This window comes from Methylobacterium sp. 10, from assembly GCF_000519085.1.
GTDB lineage: Bacteria > Pseudomonadota > Alphaproteobacteria > Rhizobiales > Beijerinckiaceae > Methylobacterium.
In genome coordinates this window covers 2,526,248-2,543,137 of sequence record NZ_KI912577.1, presented here as the reverse complement: position 1 = coordinate 2,543,137, position 16,890 = coordinate 2,526,248, and the positions used below count along the sequence as shown (strand labels likewise).

12 protein-coding genes are annotated in these 16,890 nt (G+C 66.2%); 11 read left to right on the top strand and 1 reads right to left on the bottom strand.

The genetic code is table 11. The features are described from left to right. Window positions 1–4: 4 nt before the first annotated feature. Window positions 5–1,192: an MFS transporter gene (locus K368_RS0111720; RefSeq protein ID WP_027172583.1), complete on the top strand. Its 1,188-nt coding sequence runs from the start codon at window positions 5–7 to the stop codon at window positions 1,190–1,192. A gap of 69 nt (window positions 1,193–1,261) precedes the next feature. Here the strand turns inward: K368_RS0111720 and K368_RS0111715 are convergent, their stop codons facing one another. Further along, the gene (locus tag K368_RS0111715) at window positions 1,262–2,851 is read right to left on the bottom strand and encodes a catalase (protein WP_027172582.1); all 1,590 of its coding nucleotides are present in this window, start codon (window positions 2,849–2,851) and stop codon (window positions 1,262–1,264) included. 148 nt (window positions 2,852–2,999) lie between these two features. Between K368_RS0111715 and K368_RS0111710 the strand changes: the two genes are divergently transcribed. The 10 genes from K368_RS0111710 to K368_RS0111665 all read left to right on the top strand — a co-directional run bounded on the left by K368_RS0111710 (window position 3,000) and on the right by K368_RS0111665 (window position 16,745). Next, a complete protein-coding gene (locus tag K368_RS0111710; protein ID WP_027172581.1) occupies window positions 3,000–3,959 on the top strand; it encodes a LysR substrate-binding domain-containing protein in 960 nt (319 codons plus the stop codon). Between the two features lie 31 nt (window positions 3,960–3,990). Beyond that, window positions 3,991–5,040: an AbrB family transcriptional regulator gene (locus K368_RS0111705; RefSeq protein ID WP_027172580.1), complete on the top strand. Its 1,050-nt coding sequence runs from the start codon at window positions 3,991–3,993 to the stop codon at window positions 5,038–5,040. Window positions 5,041–5,044: 4 nt separating this feature from the next. After that, the gene (locus K368_RS0111700; RefSeq protein ID WP_027172579.1) at window positions 5,045–5,392 is read left to right on the top strand and encodes a diacylglycerol kinase; all 348 of its coding nucleotides are present in this window, start codon (window positions 5,045–5,047) and stop codon (window positions 5,390–5,392) included. 145 nt (window positions 5,393–5,537) lie between these two features. Continuing rightward, window positions 5,538–7,103, top strand: coding sequence for a threonine ammonia-lyase, biosynthetic (ilvA, locus tag K368_RS0111695; RefSeq protein ID WP_027172578.1), 1,566 nt, complete (start codon window positions 5,538–5,540; stop codon window positions 7,101–7,103). A 166-nt stretch (window positions 7,104–7,269) separates the two neighbouring features. Further along, window positions 7,270–9,420 carry a methyl-accepting chemotaxis protein gene (locus tag K368_RS0111690; protein WP_027172577.1) on the top strand — a complete coding sequence of 717 codons (2,151 nt, stop codon included), beginning with the start codon at window positions 7,270–7,272 and terminating at the stop codon, window positions 9,418–9,420. An 86-nt stretch (window positions 9,421–9,506) separates the two neighbouring features. After that, on the top strand, window positions 9,507–10,391 hold the full coding sequence (gene lgt, locus K368_RS0111685) for a prolipoprotein diacylglyceryl transferase (RefSeq protein ID WP_027172576.1): 885 nt from the start codon (window positions 9,507–9,509) through the stop codon (window positions 10,389–10,391). Next, window positions 10,388–11,464, top strand: coding sequence for an SAM-dependent methyltransferase (locus tag K368_RS0111680; RefSeq protein ID WP_027172575.1), 1,077 nt, complete (start codon window positions 10,388–10,390; stop codon window positions 11,462–11,464). Before lgt ends, K368_RS0111680 begins: the two co-directional genes overlap by 4 nt. 315 nt (window positions 11,465–11,779) lie before the next feature. Further along, window positions 11,780–12,103 (top strand): rhodanese-like domain-containing protein, encoded by a 324-nt coding sequence (locus K368_RS0111675; RefSeq protein WP_027172574.1) that lies wholly within the window; start codon window positions 11,780–11,782, stop codon window positions 12,101–12,103. Window positions 12,104–12,245: 142 nt separating this feature from the next. Further along, window positions 12,246–13,394 (top strand): efflux RND transporter periplasmic adaptor subunit, encoded by a 1,149-nt coding sequence (locus K368_RS0111670; RefSeq protein WP_027172573.1) that lies wholly within the window; start codon window positions 12,246–12,248, stop codon window positions 13,392–13,394. 141 nt (window positions 13,395–13,535) lie between these two features. Further along, the gene (locus K368_RS0111665) at window positions 13,536–16,745 is read left to right on the top strand and encodes a multidrug efflux RND transporter permease subunit (RefSeq protein ID WP_027172572.1); all 3,210 of its coding nucleotides are present in this window, start codon (window positions 13,536–13,538) and stop codon (window positions 16,743–16,745) included. Window positions 16,746–16,890: the final 145 nt, after the last annotated feature.

Sequence of the window (16,890 nt, the reverse complement as noted above, 5' to 3'; positions counted from 1 at the left end):
TCGCGTGACCGAACCGACATTCCGAACCGCCCGCCCCGTCCTCGTCGGGCTCGGAATGATGCTGGTTGCGTTCAACATGCGCCCCGCCCTCACCTCCGTCGGCCCCCTGCTCGACGCCATCCGCGCCGAGACCGGCCTGACCGCCGCAGGGGCCGCGCTCCTGACGACCCTGCCGGTCCTGTGCCTCGGCCTCGCCTGCGTGCTCGGCCCGGTCATGGTCCGGCGGACGGGGGCGGAGCGTGGTGTGCTGGTCGCGATCCTGGTCATCGCCCTCGGCTCGGCTTTGCGCGGTCTCGGAGGGCTTCCTCTCCTGTTCGCCGGGGCCTGTCTCGCGGCAGTGGGGATCGGCCTCGCCGGCGTCCTTTTGCCCGGATTGGTGAAGCGGGACTTCTCCGGTCAGGCCGGGTTGATGACCGGCCTCTACACCATGGTCCTCTGCCTCGGCGCGGCGACGGGTGCCGGATCGGCGGTGCCCCTGGCCGATGCCTTCGGAGGCTGGACGCGGGCGATGGCGGTCTGGGCCGTGCCGGCCGTGGCGGCGGCTCTCGCCTGGATCGCCTTCGTGCCCCACCGGGAGAAGGGGCCGCCGCCCGCCCGCCGCCGCCCGCTTTGGCGCGATTCCCTTGCCTGGCAGGTCACCGGATTCATGGGCCTGCAATCCTCACTCGCCTACATCACTTTCGGCTGGCTCCCGGTCTTGCTCCAAAGCCGTGGCCTTTCGGCGGTGGAGGCCGGGTTCGTCACTTCGATCATGAGTATCGGGCAGGCGCCGAGCGCCCTCCTCGTGCCGGCCTTCGCGGCGCGGCTGCGCGACCAGCGCAGCATCGCGATCGCTCTTCTCGCCCTCTCGGCGGCGAGTTTCCTCGCCCTCGTCGATGGCCCCGTGGCCTTCGTCCTCCCGTTCGGCATCGGGCTCGGGCTGGGGATCGGTGGCCTGTTCGGTCTCGCCCTCACCATCGTGGTGCTGCGCGCCCGCGACGTAGTCGGCGCGGCCGACCTCTCGGCGATGTCTCAGGCAGTGGGCTATTCCATCGCCGCCCTCGGCCCGCTGGGATTTGGACTGGCACACGACCTGTTCGGCGGGTGGCGCGTCTCCGCCGGCCTGTTCTGCGTCATCGCCGTGGCGTCCGGAATCTTTGCCCTTGGCGCGGGCCGCGACCGGAAGGTCGGAGTGCCTTCCGCCGCGTTATGACCGCATAAAAAAATCCCCGCGATCACGAGGATCGCGGGGAGGTCATGGCTCAGTCCGAACGCTAAGAGCTTATTCGGCGGCGACGCGGTGGGCATGGCTGCCGTCGGTGTAGGTCTCGGCCTGGAGACGCTTGCCCGGAGCTGCGCGGCCCGGAAGCGGAAGCAGGGCTTTCGCCTTCTCCAGATCGATGCCCGCACCTTCGGCGACGCGACGGCCGTAATCCTCGTCGGCATGCCAGAAGTGCCAGACCATCCGCAGCTGGATGGCTTCTGGGCACTGCTTCATGTCGCCCACGAGATTGGCGATCAGGTCGTCGCGCTCCCAATCCTGGAACGAACGGTACCGCACGCCGGCCTGGGTGTAATCGTCCTCCGTGCGCGAGGTTTGGTAACGGCCGAGCTGGCCTTGGACCGGCTGGTGATAGTCCTTGGCGGGCTTAGGGGCTTCGGCGAGGCCTTCGCCGATGGTCGAGGGTTCGTAGTTGATGTGGCGGTTCGGACCGGTACCATCGACGCTGTAGGTCATCTGGCCGTCGCGCTGGTTCGAATAGACCTTCACACCGGGCTGGGGCGCGTTGATCGGCAGCTGCAGGTAATTCGCGCCGACGCGGTAGCGCTGGGTGTCCGAGTAGGACAGCGTACGCCCCTGAAGCATCTTGTCGTCCGAGAAGTCGATGCCGTCCACGAGCACGCCGGTGCCAAAGGCGGACTGCTCGACTTCCGCGAAGAAGTTGTCCGGCACCCGGTCCAGCACCATGCGGCCCACGGGCAGCAGCGGGAAGTCCTCCACCGGCCACAGCTTCGTGTCGTCGAGGGGATCGAACGACAGGTGGTCGTTCGGCCCGTCCGGCATGATCTGCACGCAGAATTCCCACTCGGGGAAGTTGCCCTTCGAGATGTTGTCATAGAGGTCGCGGGTGGCGTGACCGACGTCCTTGGCCTGGATTTCGGAGGCCTGGGCCGAGGTCAGGTTCCGGATGCCCTGCTTGGGCTCCCAGTGGAACTTGCACAGAACGGCCTCACCCTGGTCGTTGACCAGCTTGTAGGTGTTGACGCCCGAGCCTTCCATTTCGCGATAGTTGGCGGGAATGCCCCAGGGCGACTTCAGGTGCGTCACCATGTGGATTGCTTCGGGGTGCTGGGCCACGAAGTCGAAGAAGCGCCATGCCTCCTGGCGGTTCGTCACCGGGTCCGGCTTGAACGCGTGGATCATGTCGGGGAACTTGATCGCGTCGCGGATGAAGAAGACCTTGAGGTTGTTGCCGACGAGATCCCAGTTGCCGTCGACGGTCTTGAACTTGACGGCAAAACCGCGCGGGTCACGCTCGGTCTCGGGCGACTCCTTGGCACCGGCCACGGTGGAGAAGCGGACGAACATCGGCGTTTTCACGCCGGTCTCGTTCAGCACGCGAGCGCGTGTGTACTTGGACGCTGGTTCGTTGCCGATCTTGCCGTAGGCTTCGAAATAGCCATGGGCACCCGCGCCGCGGGCATGGACGACGCGCTCCGGAATGCGCTCACGGTCGAAATGAGTGATCTTCTCGATGAACTGATAGTTCTCGAGGGTCGCAGGTCCCCGCTCGCCGACCGTGCGCGTGCTCTGGTTGTCGCGGACCGGGTGGCCCTGGCGGGTGGTCAGTATCGGGCGTTGATCGCTCATGCGGAACTCTCTCCTGAAATCTCGGGACGATCCGGATCAGGCGTGCGGCGTCGCTGCGCCATCCTGGAATCGTTCTGAGACACCCTTATGAACCGCGCCGGATCGTTTGGCTAATGCATCGTCGCAAAGGCTGCGATAGATAGAGCCTATGAACGTATCGGGTCTGTCCCTCCGGGATCTTGAATATGCCGTGGCCGTGGCCGAGGAGAGCCACTTCGGCCGGGCGGCCGAACGTTGCAACGTCAGTCAGCCCACTCTGAGCGTACAGGTCCGCAAGCTCGAAGAGGCCCTGGGCCTCGTCCTGTTCGAGCGCGGCAACCGGCGGGTCATGCTGACACCGGCGGGACAGAGCATCGTCCGTCAGGCGCGCACGGTTCTGGCGGAGGCGCAGCGCCTGCTGGCCCTGGCGAGCGAAGGGCGCGGCGCGCCGCTCACCGGCCGCCTCGTCCTCGCGGCGATCCAGACCCTCGGCCCCTACCTGTTCCCGCTCGTGCTTCGGACATTGAGGCAGGAATTTCCCGTCCTGTCCCTGGCGCTGAGCGAGGCCAGGACCGCGGAGATCCTGGAAGGCCTGCGTGATGGGCGGATCGATGCCGCGTTGATCTCCCTGCCGGTACCGACCTCCGGGCTCACCGTCTCGCCGCTGTTCATCGAGCCGTTCCTGCTGGCCTGCCCCGCCGACCATGCCCTCGCCCAGGGTGGGGCATTACGGGCGACCGACATCGCCGGGCCGGACCTCCTTCTCCTCGACGAGGGGAATTGCCTGCGCGATCAGGCCGTTGCCGCATGCGGCGCCGGTTCAGCGGCCGGGCGCCACGCCACCTCCCTCGAGACGCTGCGCTCCATGGTGGCGGCCGGCGCAGGCTACACCCTCCTCCCCGCCCTCGCCGTGCCGGCCGGGGCCGATGCCAGCGGTCTCACCGTGACGCGCAGCTTCGATGTGGATGGACCAGGCCGGACCATCGCCCTCGCCTGGCGGTCCAGCGATCCGCGCGCCGCCGGCCTGTCGCATCTGGCGAGTTTCTTTCGGGCTCAAGCGCCCGCCGGGACGGCGGCGTTTCGCGACGATGCCGGGGCGAGCCGTGACAGCGTCGCCGATCCACTGTAAGGGCGGGCGCCTCCCCACTGCCGGTTTCCCCGTGTTCAGTCCGCGCTCCCTCGGCCTCTGGACGGCGCTCGTCGCCGCCTCGGCGGCCATCGCCTACAGCCTCACGCTGGCCCAGTTTCCGGCCGCGCTCCTATTGGGGCCGATGCTCGTGGCCATCGCCTTCGGCGTTGGCGGGGCGAGCCTGTCGCTGGCGCGGCCCGGTTTCCAGGCGGCCCAGGCCATCATCGGCTGCCTCGTCGCCAAGGCGGTGACCGCCGACATCGTCGGGACGCTCCTCGATGACGGATTGCTGATACTTGCCGTGGTACTCGTCACTGTGATGGCCGGAGCCCTCGTCGGCTGGGCGTTGACCCGCCTGCGGATCCTTCCCGGGAGTACCGCCGCCTGGGGCTCCTCGCCCGGTGGTGCCGCCGCCATGACGGCCATGGCCGAGGAATACGGGGCGGATCCGCGCCTCGTAGCCTTCATGCAATATGTCCGCGTCGCCGCCGTGGTTCTGTCGGCCTCCGTTGTCGCTCGCATCCTCACCGATACGGCAAGCCCGGCAAAGGCCACGTCCCTGGCTGATTCCGGCATCCTTCCCGTTCTCGCCACACTGGCGGTGGCCGGGATCGGCTTCGGGCTAGCCCGTCTCCTTCGCCTGCCGGCGAGCGCCCTCGTCGGGCCGATGATCCTGGGCGCCGTGCTCCACGCCATGGGCCTCGTCTCGATGGCCTTGCCGGAACCGCTCCTCGATCTCGCCTATGCCTGTATCGGCTGGTATGTCGGCCTGCGCTTCACCGCTGAGACCGTGCGCGAGACATTCGCCGCCCTGCCAGGCATCCTCGTCGCCACCTTCGCCGTCATCACCCTGTGCGGCGGCTGGGCCTACGGCCTCACCTTCCTGTTGCCGGTGGACTTCCTCACGGCGTTTCTCGCCACCAGTCCGGGCGGGCTCGATTCCGTGGCGATCATCGCGGTCGGCTCGAAAGCCGACGTGTCTTTCGTTTTGGCCGTGCAGACCCTGCGCCTGTTCGTGGTGCTCCTCACCGGCCCCCTTCTCGCGAAATGGATCGCCCGCGGCGCTCCCGCGGACCCTTGATCCCATGCGCGCTCTCTATCTCGCCTTGCTCAACTCCTGGCGCGGCCTCGTCTTCGGTGCCCGGACCGAGCGAGCCCTGCGCCTGGAACTCGTCCTTCTGGTGGTCGGTGTGCCTGCCGCGTTGGTGATGGGCGCCACGCTCTGGGTTCGCGTGGCGCTCCTGGCGAGCCTGCTGTTGATGCTGGCGGCGGAGTTCCTCAATACGGCAATCGAGAAGCTCTGCGACCACCTCCACCCCGCCCATCATGCCAGGATCGGCGTCGTGAAGGACCTGGCCTCCGCAGGAGCCTTCATGGCCCAGGCACTGGTGGGCCTGGTCTGGCTGGCGGCCGTCATCGACCGGTTCTTCTGACGGCGTTCGTCTTTTGGCCTCTTCGCGATGGGCGGCGCCTTGTCCCACCGGGGCGGGGGATCGCCCCTCGCTTCTTCCTCTCCACGGGCGTATCCCGAAGCTCATCCGATACCCATTCCGAACCTCCGACGGAGCACGCGTCTCCTTGACCGATTACATCCGCAAGATCCTCACCGCCCGCGTCTACGACGTCGCGATCGAGAGCCCCCTCGACCCGATGCCACGCATGTCCGCGCGCTTGGGGCGTCCGGTCCTGCTCAAGCGCGAGGATCTGCAGCCGGTCTTCTCGTTCAAGCTGCGAGGGGCCTACAATAAGATGTCGGGCCTCTCGTCTGAGGTGCTGGCACGTGGGGTCGTCTGCGCCTCGGCCGGAAACCACGCCCAGGGCGTCGCCCTGGCCGCGGCCCGTCTCACCGTGCGCGCCGTCATCGTGATGCCGCGCACAACGCCGGCCATCAAGGTCGATGCCTGCCGCGCGCGCGGGGCCGAGGTCGTGCTGTTCGGCGACACCTTCGATGAGGCGCTGGGTCATGCCCGCCACTTAGAGGCCGAACAGGGGCTTACCTTCCTGCATCCGTTCGACGATCCCGATGTGATCGCCGGACAGGGCACCATCGGCATGGAAATCCTGACCCAGCATTCCGGGCCGATCGAGGCGATCTTCGTGCCGATCGGCGGTGGCGGTCTCGCTGCCGGCATCGCCACCTTCGTGAAGTATCTGCGGCCCGAGACCAAGGTCATCGGCGTCGAGCCCGACGATGCCGCCTGCATGGCGGCGGCGCTCGCCGCCGACGAGCGCGTCATGCTGGCGACGGTCGGTCTCTTCGCCGATGGCGTCGCCGTGCGCCAGGCCGGTGAAGAGACCTTCCGCCTCTGCCGCGAGCATCTCGACGGTGTCATCACTGTGGATACCGACGCGATGTGCGCGGCGGTCAAGGACATCTTCGACGATACCCGCGCGGTCTCCGAGCCCTCCGGCGCGCTGGCTCTGGCCGGCGCGAAGGTCTACGCGGCACGCGAGAGCGGCTCGGCGGGGACACTGGTGGCGATCTCGTCCGGTGCCAACCTCAACTTCGATCGCCTGCGCCACATCGCCGAGCGCGCCGAGATCGGCGAGCAGCGCGAGGCGCTCCTCGGCGTCACGATCCCCGAGCGGGCGGGCGCCTATCGCGCCTTCATCCGCCATCTCGGCCCGCGCGCGATCACCGAGTTCAACTACCGCTACACGCCCTCCGCCGAAGCGCAGATCTTCGTGGGCATTAACCTCCCCGGTGGAATCCCGGAGAAGCGCGACCTCATCGCCGGCCTTCGGGCCGACGGCTACAGCGTGGTCGATCTCAGCGACAATGAGATGGCCAAGGTCCATATCCGCTACATGGTCGGCGGCCGTTCGACCGAGCTTACCGACGAGCGCATCTACCGGTTCCAGTTCCCGGAGCGTCCGGGTGCCCTCCTGCGATTCCTCGACGGCTTGGCGGACGGGTTCAACATCACCCTGTTCCACTACCGTAACCATGGTGCCGATTACGGCCGGGTGCTCGCCGGGATCAGCGTCCCAGCCGACGAGCGCCAGCGTTTCGACACTGCCTTGGACGCTCTCGGATACCCATGCGTCGATGAGACGGACAATCTCGCGTATCGCCTGTTCCTGGCGACGGGGGAGGTCGCCCGGTCGGATGTCGCGGCATCCGGAGCCGCTTTCGGCGATTGAGCCATCTTCGATGACGCTCGTAACGGCCTTCGTTCCATGAAGACCGGGCCATGCCAGAATGGCATTTTTTGCCGTGAGAAGTACGCAGTCCCGTCTCCGAGGAACACTTTCTAAATTTGTCATAGGATAATTGCACCCTGGTTTCTTCAGGGGGCTCACGACGTTTATGTCCATCGCAAGCAGTCTTAATGTCCGCCTTCCCGTGATGATCGTGGGTTTGGCGATGGTCAGCACTGCCGTGATGGGAAGCTTGAGCTGGTACTCAGCGAGATCCGGCTTGACCTCCGCCGTGCAGGAACGACTCGAATTCGCTGCCACGGCCCGCAAGACCGGACTGGAACTGATCGCCGACCGCGCCCAGGGCGATCTTCTGGCCGCTGCCGGCAACAATCAGGTTTCGAGCAATGTCGGCGATCTGGTCGAGTCTCTCGACCCGGCGAAGGCCGACTATGCCGGCCTCGTGCAGGCCTTCACCAGCCCGACGACCGCGCAGGAACGCATGGCTGTCGAGGGCGCGGGCACCATGTATGGCCGTCGCCACGGCAAGGTGCAGGAAATCGCCCGTAAACTCGTGGAGCGTCCCGGCTATGCCGACCTTCTCTTCGTCGATGAGGACGGGCGCATCGTCTACACGACGACGAAGGGTGCGGATTTCACCCATAACCTGTCGGAGCCGGAGCTTCAGAAGACCGGCCTCGCCAAACTCATCGAGCGCCTGAAGACCGCTGAGCCCGATACGGTTCTCACCCAGGATTTCACTGCCTATCCCGCCGATTCCGGTCCCTCCGCCTTCCTCGGTCGCGGCATCTACCGTCGCGCCAACGTCGCCATGGGAACGGGGCAGGCCGCCTCGCGGATCGGCTTCCTTGTGCTGCGCGTGACGCCCGCCCTGTTCGACTCCTCGCTGTCCGAGCGAAATGGCCTTGGTGCCACCGGACAGGTCATGGCTGTCGGTTCTGATGGGCTGCTGCGCGGCAATCCGCCCCTGAACGAAGCCGCGAAGGCGGGCATGCCCGTCTCGACGGTGGGACTGGATGCCGAGAACCTCAAGTCCGGCAAGCCGTTCGTCTACGGCAGCGGCGACAAGGCCCGCCTGGCCGCCACCGCCTCGATCTCGATGCTGGGGGCACCCTGGACCATCGTTGCCGAACAAGCCCAGAGCGAGGCGCTCCATTCCGTGGATAGCCTGACCCAATCGCTGCTCATGTCCGCCCTCGCGGTTCTCGCCGCCACCGCCCTTCTCGGCCTGCTCTTCGCCCGCAGCATCGTCCGGCCCCTCGGCGCCCTAGCCCGTGCCCTCCAGGCCTTGGCCCGTCGCGAGACCCTCGACGAGGTCCCCGGCAGCCGTCGTGCCGATGAGATCGGTGAGATCGCCCGCGCCGTCGTCACCATCCGCGACATTTCGCTGGAGGACGCGGCCCAGCAGCTCCGCACCACCGAGGCCTCCCGCATGCGCGCGGAGATCGAGCGCCGCGCCCTGCTCAACGAACTCGCCGACAATTTCGAGCGCTCCGTCGGCCGCATCGTCGATGGCGTGTCGTCCGCCTCCGCGAGCCTGCATGATGCATCGAACAGCATGACCATGACGGTGGACGGTACGGTCAGCCGTTCGACCTCCGTCGCCGCCACCGCCCACCAGACCGCCGGCAACGTCAACGCAGTCGCCGCGGCCGCCGAGGAACTCGGCGCCACGGTGCAGGAGATCGGCCGCCAGGTCGAGCAGGCCGCCGACATGTCCCGCTCCGCCGTCGAGGAGGCGAGCCGCACCGCGGAGACCATGCGCACGCTGTCGGTTGCCGCGACGCGCATCGGCGACGTGGTCGGCATGGTCCAGCAGATCGCATCGCAGACCAATCTGCTGGCCCTCAACGCCACCATCGAGGCCGCGCGTGCGGGCGAAGCCGGACGCGGGTTCGCCGTCGTGGCGGCCGAGGTGAAGAACCTGGCCGAGCAGACCTCCCGTGCCACTGCCGAGATCCACCAGCAGGTGGAGGCGATCCAGGGCGCGACCAACGGAGCATCGGGCGCGATCCAGGGTATCGTCTCGCGGATCGAGAGCATGAGCATGGTGACCAGCAGCATCGCCGCGGCCGTGGAGGAACAGAGCCTCACCACCCAGGAGATCGTCCGCAACATGGGGCAGGCTTCGGCCGGTACCGGAGCCATGACCACGGATATCGAGGAGGTCGCCCGCTCGGCGGCCGAGGCCGGCACCTCCGCTGGCCGGGTCCTGGTGGCCTCGGAAGACCTGTCGACCCAGTCCGACAGCCTGCGTTCGGAAGTCGGTCAATTCCTCGCGACGGTGCGGGCCGCCTGACCCATCATAGGCCTCCCGCGTCGACCGAGGGTTGACGCGGGAGGGCCGGCGCGTCCAAAGCCGGCCCCAATCCTGGAGGCCAGCCGATGCCGCCGTTGCTCGCCCTGCCCTTCCCCGCCATCGATCCGGTGGCGGTGGCGATCGGCCCGATCACCATCAAGTGGTACGCCCTGTCCTACATCGTCGGTCTCGTCGGCGGATGGTTCTATGCCCGCCGGCTGGTGGTGGCGGACAGGTTCTGGGGTGTCGTGCGGCGGCCGAGCCTCAACGACATCGACGACCTCATCGTCTGGGTCGCCCTCGGCGTCGTCCTCGGCGGCCGCATCGGCTACGTCCTGTTCTACAACCTGCCGCTCTATCTCGACGATCCCCTCGAGATCCTGGCGATACGCAACGGCGGCATGTCCTTCCACGGCGGTTTCCTGGGCGCAGTGCTGGCGATGGTGCTGTTCGCCCGCTCGCGGAAACTTTCGCCCTATACCCTTCTCGATCTCGCCGCCGTCGTCGTCCCCATCGGCCTGTTCTTCGGCCGTATCGCCAACTTCGTGAACGGCGAGCTCTGGGGCCGGATCGCGCCGGATTTCGCCTACGCCATCGTGTTTCCCTCGGGCGGGCCCCTGGCCCGGCATCCAAGCCAGCTCTACGAGGCGGCCACCGAGGGGGCCCTCCTCTTCGTGGTGATGGCCATCGCCGTCCGCCGCTTCGGCTTCCGCAAGCCGGGCCTCCTCGGGGGAATCTTCGTCCTGGGCTACGCCCTCGCCCGGACCTTCTGCGAGTTCTTCCGCGAGCCCGACCGGCAGCTCGGATACCTGTTCGGCACGGAGAACTGGCCCTATGGCGGCGTGACGATGGGGATGCTGCTCTGCGTGCCGATGGCCCTGATCGGCATCACCTACATCGTCCTCGCCGCCCGTGGCGTTACGCGGCCGCGCCATGAACAGGCGGAGACCGTACGGGCCGACGCAGCGTGACCACGCCGCTCTTCGCCGAGATTCGCGACGAGATCGTCGAGGCCGGCCCGATCGGCATCGCCCGCTACATGGCGCTCTGCCTCGGACATCCTGTCCACGGCTATTACCGCACCCGCGATCCCCTCGGCGCTCGCGGCGATTTCGTCACCGCGCCCGAGATCAGCCAGATGTTCGGCGAGCTGATCGGCATCTGGATCGCCCTGACATGGGCCTCCATGGGCGGACCGAGCCATCTCGTCCTGGCGGAGCTCGGACCCGGTCGCGGCACGCTGATGGCCGATGCCCTGAGGGCACTGAGCCGGGCGGCACCGGATTGGAAGCCCGCGATCCACCTCGTCGAGACCAGCCCCGTTCTTCGGGCAGCACAGGTGTCCCGCCTCGGAGCCGTGTCGCCGACCTGGCATGACGGGATCGAGACCCTGCCCGAGGGGCCGATGATCGGCATCGCCAACGAATTCTTCGACGCCCTCCCCGTTCGCCAGTTTTTGCAGACGGAGCGTGGCTGGTGCGAACGCCTCGTCGGGCTCTCGCCTGATGGCGGGCGCCTGACTTTCGGCCTGGCGGCCGAGCCCGACCGGGAGATCGCGGCCCGGGCGCCGGTCGGTGCGCTGATGACCGTTCCGGGACCGGCCCTCGACATCGTTCGGACCCTGAGCCGCCGGATCGCCGCTCAGGGCGGCGCGCTCCTAGCCATCGATTACGGCCATGTGCGACCTGGATTCGGCGATACGCTGCAGGCGGTTTCGGCCCATCGCTTCACTAATCCCTTGCTGGCCCCCGGCGAAGCGGATCTGACGACCCATGTCGATTTCGCCGCCCTCGGTCGGGCCGCCGCGGGCGAGGGAGCCCGTATCGACGGTCCTCTCGATCAGCGGGCGTTCCTCTTGAACCTGGGTCTGCGTCAGCGCGCGGATCGCCTGAAAGGCACGGCGAGCCCCGCTCAGGCCGAAGTTATCGATGCCGCTGTCCATCGTCTGACCGCGTCTGGAAAGAGAGGAATGGGCAGCCTGTTCCAGGCCATTGGAATTGCTGATCCAAGAATAGCCATTCTCAGCGGCTTCGCCTCAGATTAGATGGTTGGGCAAGATTAATAAGAATTAAGTTAAGATTTTTTTTCCATCTGCCTTTTTTAATACTGCTTTTTGTACTTATTGCCTATGTTGTTTTTTCGCCGTCAACTCTTGGACGTGCTACCGGTTCGTCGATGCTGGAGAGACAGGCGCTTCTGCGAAACTCGCTTAAATTTGATGCGCGATGACGGTCGTCGCTTTTGCGCCCGGACGGCCGCGTCGAGGCTTCGGCCGCCAGGGGATTTGCCGTGATGACGCCTGACGCATAAGAACATTCGCCACGGGCCACAACGTGGCGCCGAAGCGAGGGCCAAGCGCATGAAGGTTGTCGATCTCGACCGGGAGACGATCAAGCGGGGGCTCGACGATCACTCGATCCTGCTCATCGACGTGCGTGAGCCGCACGAATATTCGGCCGGCCACATTCCGGGTTCCGTCCCTCACCCACTGTCGAGCTTCGACACGCGTGCCTTGTCGGCGCTGATCGCAGAGGACGGGCGTCGCCCGGTCTTTTCATGCGCGGCCGGTGTCCGTTCGGTCCACGCCCTGGCCGCTGCTCAATCCGCCGGGATCGCGGTTGAGGAGCATTATGTCGGCGGGTTCAAGGACTGGTATCTTGCCGGGGAAACGGTCGAGTCCTGAACATTGGGTGTCTGAAGTCCGGTCGAACGACGATCTGGCGACTCTTCCACGTCTCAATCCCATCGCTCCACGGGCTATGTGCGGCAGCGCACGACGTTACGGGAACGGTGCCTTTAGCTCGCAGGGCGCAGGGAAAAGCAAAATGAACAAGCGTCCGCTTTCCGGATGGTCGTCCGCGATCCTCCTGTCCGCCGTCTTTCTGACCTTCTCCGCTCCGGTCTCCGCCCAAGCGCCCGGTGGTCCGCCGCCGAAGGTGACCACAGCCAAGCCGGTCGTTCGCGAGATCGTCGAGACCGATATGTATACGGGCAGATTCGATCCCGTGGAGATCGTCGACGTGCGGGCGCGGGTCACCGGCTATCTCGAGAAGGTCAATTTCGTGGACGGCGCCACGGTGAAGAAGGGCGACCTTCTTTTCGTCATCGACCGTCGCCCCTACAAGGCCGCCCTCGATCAGGCCAAGGCCGCACTCACCTCTGCCCAGGCCGGGTTGACCTTCTCCCAGACCGATCTCGAACGTGCTCAGACCCTGAGCCGTTCCGGCAACATTTCCGAGCAGGTGACGGATCAGCGCCGGCAGGCGTCGCAGACGGCACAGGCCAATGTGGACAGCGCCGATGCGCAGTTGCGCCAAGCGCAGCTCAATTACGATTTCACCGAGGTCCGGGCACCGATCTCGGGCCGGATCAGCCAGCGCCTCGTCACCGAGGGCAACATCGTCATCACCGACCAGACGCAGCTGACGACGATCGTCTCCCTGGACCCGATCTATTTCGGTTTCACCGTGGATGAGCGCTCCTTCCTGAAGTACCAGGGCAGCCTCGGCATCGGCATGGGTCAGACGCAGAAGGGCAAGGGCGTTCCGATCCTGATCGCCCTCACCAATGAGGTGAAGCCGACCCGCAAGGGCACCCTCGATTTCGTGGACAACCGCGTCGACAACGCCACCGGCACGGTGTTGCTGCGCGCCACCGTCGAGAACCCGGACGGCTTCATCAAGCCGGGCCTGTTCGGCATCGTCTCGCTGCCGGCGACGAAGCCCTTCCAGGGCATCCTTCTCCCCGACGATGCCATCTCCGCGAACCAGGACAAGCGCATCGTCTACATCGTGGCCGACGATGGCTCGGTGAGCACCCGCGACGTGAAGCTCGGGCCGAAGGTCGATGGTTACCGCGTGATCCGCGAAGGCCTGAAGGGCGACGAGAACGTGGTCGTCAACGGCCTGTCCCGCGTCCGCCCCGGCGCCAAGGTGACGGCAGAGGCGAGCACGCTGCCGCCGAGCCGCACCTGACGCGCACCCCGATCTAGACCGGGCCCGCCGGTTTCCGCCTTCCGTTTCAGGGGCAGGACATTCGGCGGGTTCGTGACGGCGAACGAAGAAACATTCCCGCGGAGGTGCCAGAGGGCTCCTGTGCGGCGAGAGGTTTGACCGATGCGCTTTGCCCACTTCTTCGTCGATCGGCCGATCTTCGCGTCGGTGACGTCGATCATTTTCCTGATCCTCGGCTACGTCTCCTACGAGTCGCTGCCGGTCGCGCAATATCCCGAGATCGTTCCGCCCACCGTCGTCGTGCGCGCCTCCTATCCCGGCGCCAATGCGGAGACCGTGGCGGCGACGATCGCGACGCCCATCGAGCAGGAGGTGAACGGCGTCGACAACATGCTCTACATGACGTCGCTGTCCACCAACGACGGCAACATGCAGCTAACCGTCACCTTCAAGGTCGGCACCAATCTCGATATCGCCAACGTGCTGGTGCAGAACCGTCTCTCGGTGGCACAGCCGCGCCTGCCGCCCGACGTGCGCAACCTCGGCGTCACCGTCCGCAAGTCCTCGCCCGATCTGATGATGGTCGTGCACCTGCTGTCGCCGGACAACACCTACGACCAGAACTACCTCTCCAATTACATCTACCTGCGCATTCGCGACGAGTTGCTGCGCCTTGACGGCGTCGGCGACATCACGGTCTTCGGCGGCAGCGAGTACGCCCTGCGTATCTGGCTCGACCCGAACAAGCTCTCCGCCTACGGCCTCTCGACCACCGACGTGATCTCTGCCCTCCAGGAGCAGAACGTCCAGGTCGCCTCTGGTGCCCTCGGTGCCCCGCCGGCGCCGAAGGACAACGCCTTCCAGCTCGTCGTCCAGTCCCAGGGGCGCTTCCAGACTCCGGAGGAATTCACCGAGGTCATCGTCAAGGCCAGCGACGGCCGCCTCGTGCGCGTGAAGGATATCGCCCGCACCGAGATGGGGCAGAAGGACTACACCACCCAGTCCTTCCTGAACTCCACTCCCGCCGTCGGCGTCGGCGTGTTCCAGCGTCCGGGTACCAACGCCCTCGAAGCCGCCACGCAGGTGCGGGCGACAATGGAGACGATCAAGAAGAGCTTCCCGCCGGGGGTCCAGTACAGGATCGCCTACAACCCGACCGAGTTCATCGAGGAATCGGTCCACGAGGTCTACAAGACCCTGTTCGAGGCCGTAGCCCTCGTGGTGGTCGTGGTCATCGTCTTCCTGCAGAGCTGGCGTACGGCGCTGATCCCGGTGATCGCGATCCCGGTCTCGCTGATCGGCACCTTCGCGGCCATGCAGGCGTTCGGCTTCTCCATCAACAACCTCACCCTGTTCGGCCTTGTCCTCGCCATCGGCATCGTCGTCGACGACGCGATCGTGGTGGTGGAGAATGTCGAGCGGAACATGGCCGAGGGGCTCTCGCCCGGAGACGCCGCGCACAAGACAATGGACGAAGTGGGCGGCGCGGTGCTCGCCATCGCCCTCGTCCTGTCGGCCGTGTTCATCCCCACCGCCTTCATCCCGGGCATTTCGGGACAGTTCTACAAGCAGTTCGCGCTGACCATCGCGGCATCGACCATCATCTCGATGTTCAACTCGCTGACCCTGTCCCCAGCGCTGTGCAAGCTGCTGCTCAAACCTCACCACGAACATGCCAAGCCGAAATTCTTCCTGACGCGGTTCGTCGCCTGGCTCGCCGACCTGTTCAACCGGGGCTTCGACAAGCTGTCGCATGGCTATGCCGCCACGATCCAATTTCTCACCGGCCGTATGATCGGCCTGCTCGGCATGATGGTGGTTTACGCCGCGATCATCGCCGGTACGCTGCATGTGGCCACGACGACGCCCACGGGCTTCATTCCGCAACAGGACCAGGGCTATCTCATCGGCGTCGTCCAGCTGCCCGCAGGCTCGGCGCTGGAACGTACCACCGCCGTGGTGCGGCGGGCCGCCGACATGGCCCTGAAGGTCGACGGCGTCGCCGATGCCGTCATCATCTCGGGCTTCGATGGTGCGACCTTCACCAACACCACCAACGGCGCCGTGATGTTTCTCGTTCTGAAGGGGGCAAAGGAGCGAGCCACGACCGGTAGAACGGCGGCCGCCATTACCGGAGACGTGTTCAAGGCAACCGCCTCGATTCAGGAGGCCCGCGTCCTGTTCATTCCGCCGCCCCCGGTCCGCGGCCTCGGCACCGGCGGTGGTTTCAAGATGCAGATCGAGAACCGGCAGAGCTCGGCGATCGCTCCGCTCCTGGCCGCCACGAACGAGATCCTCGGTCAGGCGAACCAGAGCAGCGACGTCCAGCGGGTGTTCACCACCTTCGGCAACGATACGCCCCAGCTCTTCATCGACATCGATCGCACGATGGCGCGGATGCTGAACGTGCCGCTGGCTTCGGTCTTCGCCACGCTGCAGACCAATCTTGGCGGCGCCTACGTCAACGACTTCAACACGTTCGGCCGCATCTACCAGGTACGTGCGCAGGCCGATGCGGCCTTCCGCCTGGAGAAGGGCGACATCGAACGGCTCAAGGTCCGCTCCTCCACCGGCGCCCTGGTGCCGATGGGGACTTTGGCTTCGATCCGCGAAATCAGCGGGCCGCAGATCGTGCAGCGGTTTAACCTGTTCTATTCGGTACCGATCCAGGGCGATGCCAAGCCTGGCATATCGACCGGTCAGGCGCTCGCGGCGATGGAGAAGATCGCCCAGTCCCTGCCGGAGGGCTACGCCTACGACTGGACCGAGATCGCCTTCCAGCAGAAGGCGACGGGCAACACCGCGATCTATGTCTTCGGTCTCGGCGTGCTCCTCGTCTTCCTGGTGCTGGCTGCGCAGTACGAATCCTGGGCGCTGCCGCTGGCGATCATCCTCGTCGTCCCGACCGGCGTGCTCTCGGCCCTGGGCGCTGTCCAGTTCAGAGGACAGGACAACAACATCCTGACCCAGATCGGACTGATCGTGCTCATCGGTCTGGCGGCGAAGAACGCCATTCTGATCGTGGAGTTCGCCCACCAGCTCGAAGAGACGGAGAAGAAGGGGCCGGTCGCCGCCGCGGTGGAGGCCTGCCGCCTGCGCCTGCGCCCCATTCTGATGACGGCCTTTGCCTTCATCCTCGGTACGGTGCCCCTCGTCATCGCCACCGGCCCTGGCGCCGAGATGCGTCAGGCTCTCGGCACCGCGGTCTGCTTCGGCATGATCGGCGCGACGTTCTTCGGCCTGTTCCTCACCCCGGTCTTCTACGTGGCGATCCGCAACGTCCTGATCTGGTTAGCCAAGAAGCGCGGCAAGGATCCGCACGACACCACCCCTGACAAGCACGACCCCCACGCGACGCCCTCGCACGCGTGACGACGACAGGCTCCGGCGCGCGAGGTCGCGTGCCGGAGCTACGGAAAAGGGGTTGCACATGGGTGACCGTGAAGCTAAGACCCCTCTGCCCTCCACGGGGTGTCGAAGCGTAGCGCGGCCCGGTCAGCGCACTGGTCTTAAGATC

Bases quoted from the DNA above. Each gene is read 5' to 3' on its own strand.
- K368_RS0111715 (WP_027172582.1), bottom strand. From the start codon at position 2,851: ATGAGCGATCAACGCCCGATACTGACCACCCGCCAGGGCCACCCGGTC.
- K368_RS0111710 (WP_027172581.1), top strand. From the start codon at position 3,000: ATGAACGTATCGGGTCTGTCCCTCCGGGATCTTGAATATGCCGTGGCC.
- K368_RS0111700 (WP_027172579.1), top strand. From the start codon at position 5,045: ATGCGCGCTCTCTATCTCGCCTTGCTCAACTCCTGGCGCGGCCTCGTC.
- K368_RS0111690 (WP_027172577.1), top strand. From the start codon at position 7,270: ATGTCCATCGCAAGCAGTCTTAATGTCCGCCTTCCCGTGATGATCGTG.
- lgt (WP_027172576.1), top strand. From the start codon at position 9,507: ATGCCGCCGTTGCTCGCCCTGCCCTTCCCCGCCATCGATCCGGTGGCG.
- K368_RS0111675 (WP_027172574.1), top strand. From the start codon at position 11,780: ATGAAGGTTGTCGATCTCGACCGGGAGACGATCAAGCGGGGGCTCGAC.
- K368_RS0111670 (WP_027172573.1), top strand. From the start codon at position 12,246: ATGAACAAGCGTCCGCTTTCCGGATGGTCGTCCGCGATCCTCCTGTCC.
- K368_RS0111665 (WP_027172572.1), top strand. From the start codon at position 13,536: ATGCGCTTTGCCCACTTCTTCGTCGATCGGCCGATCTTCGCGTCGGTG.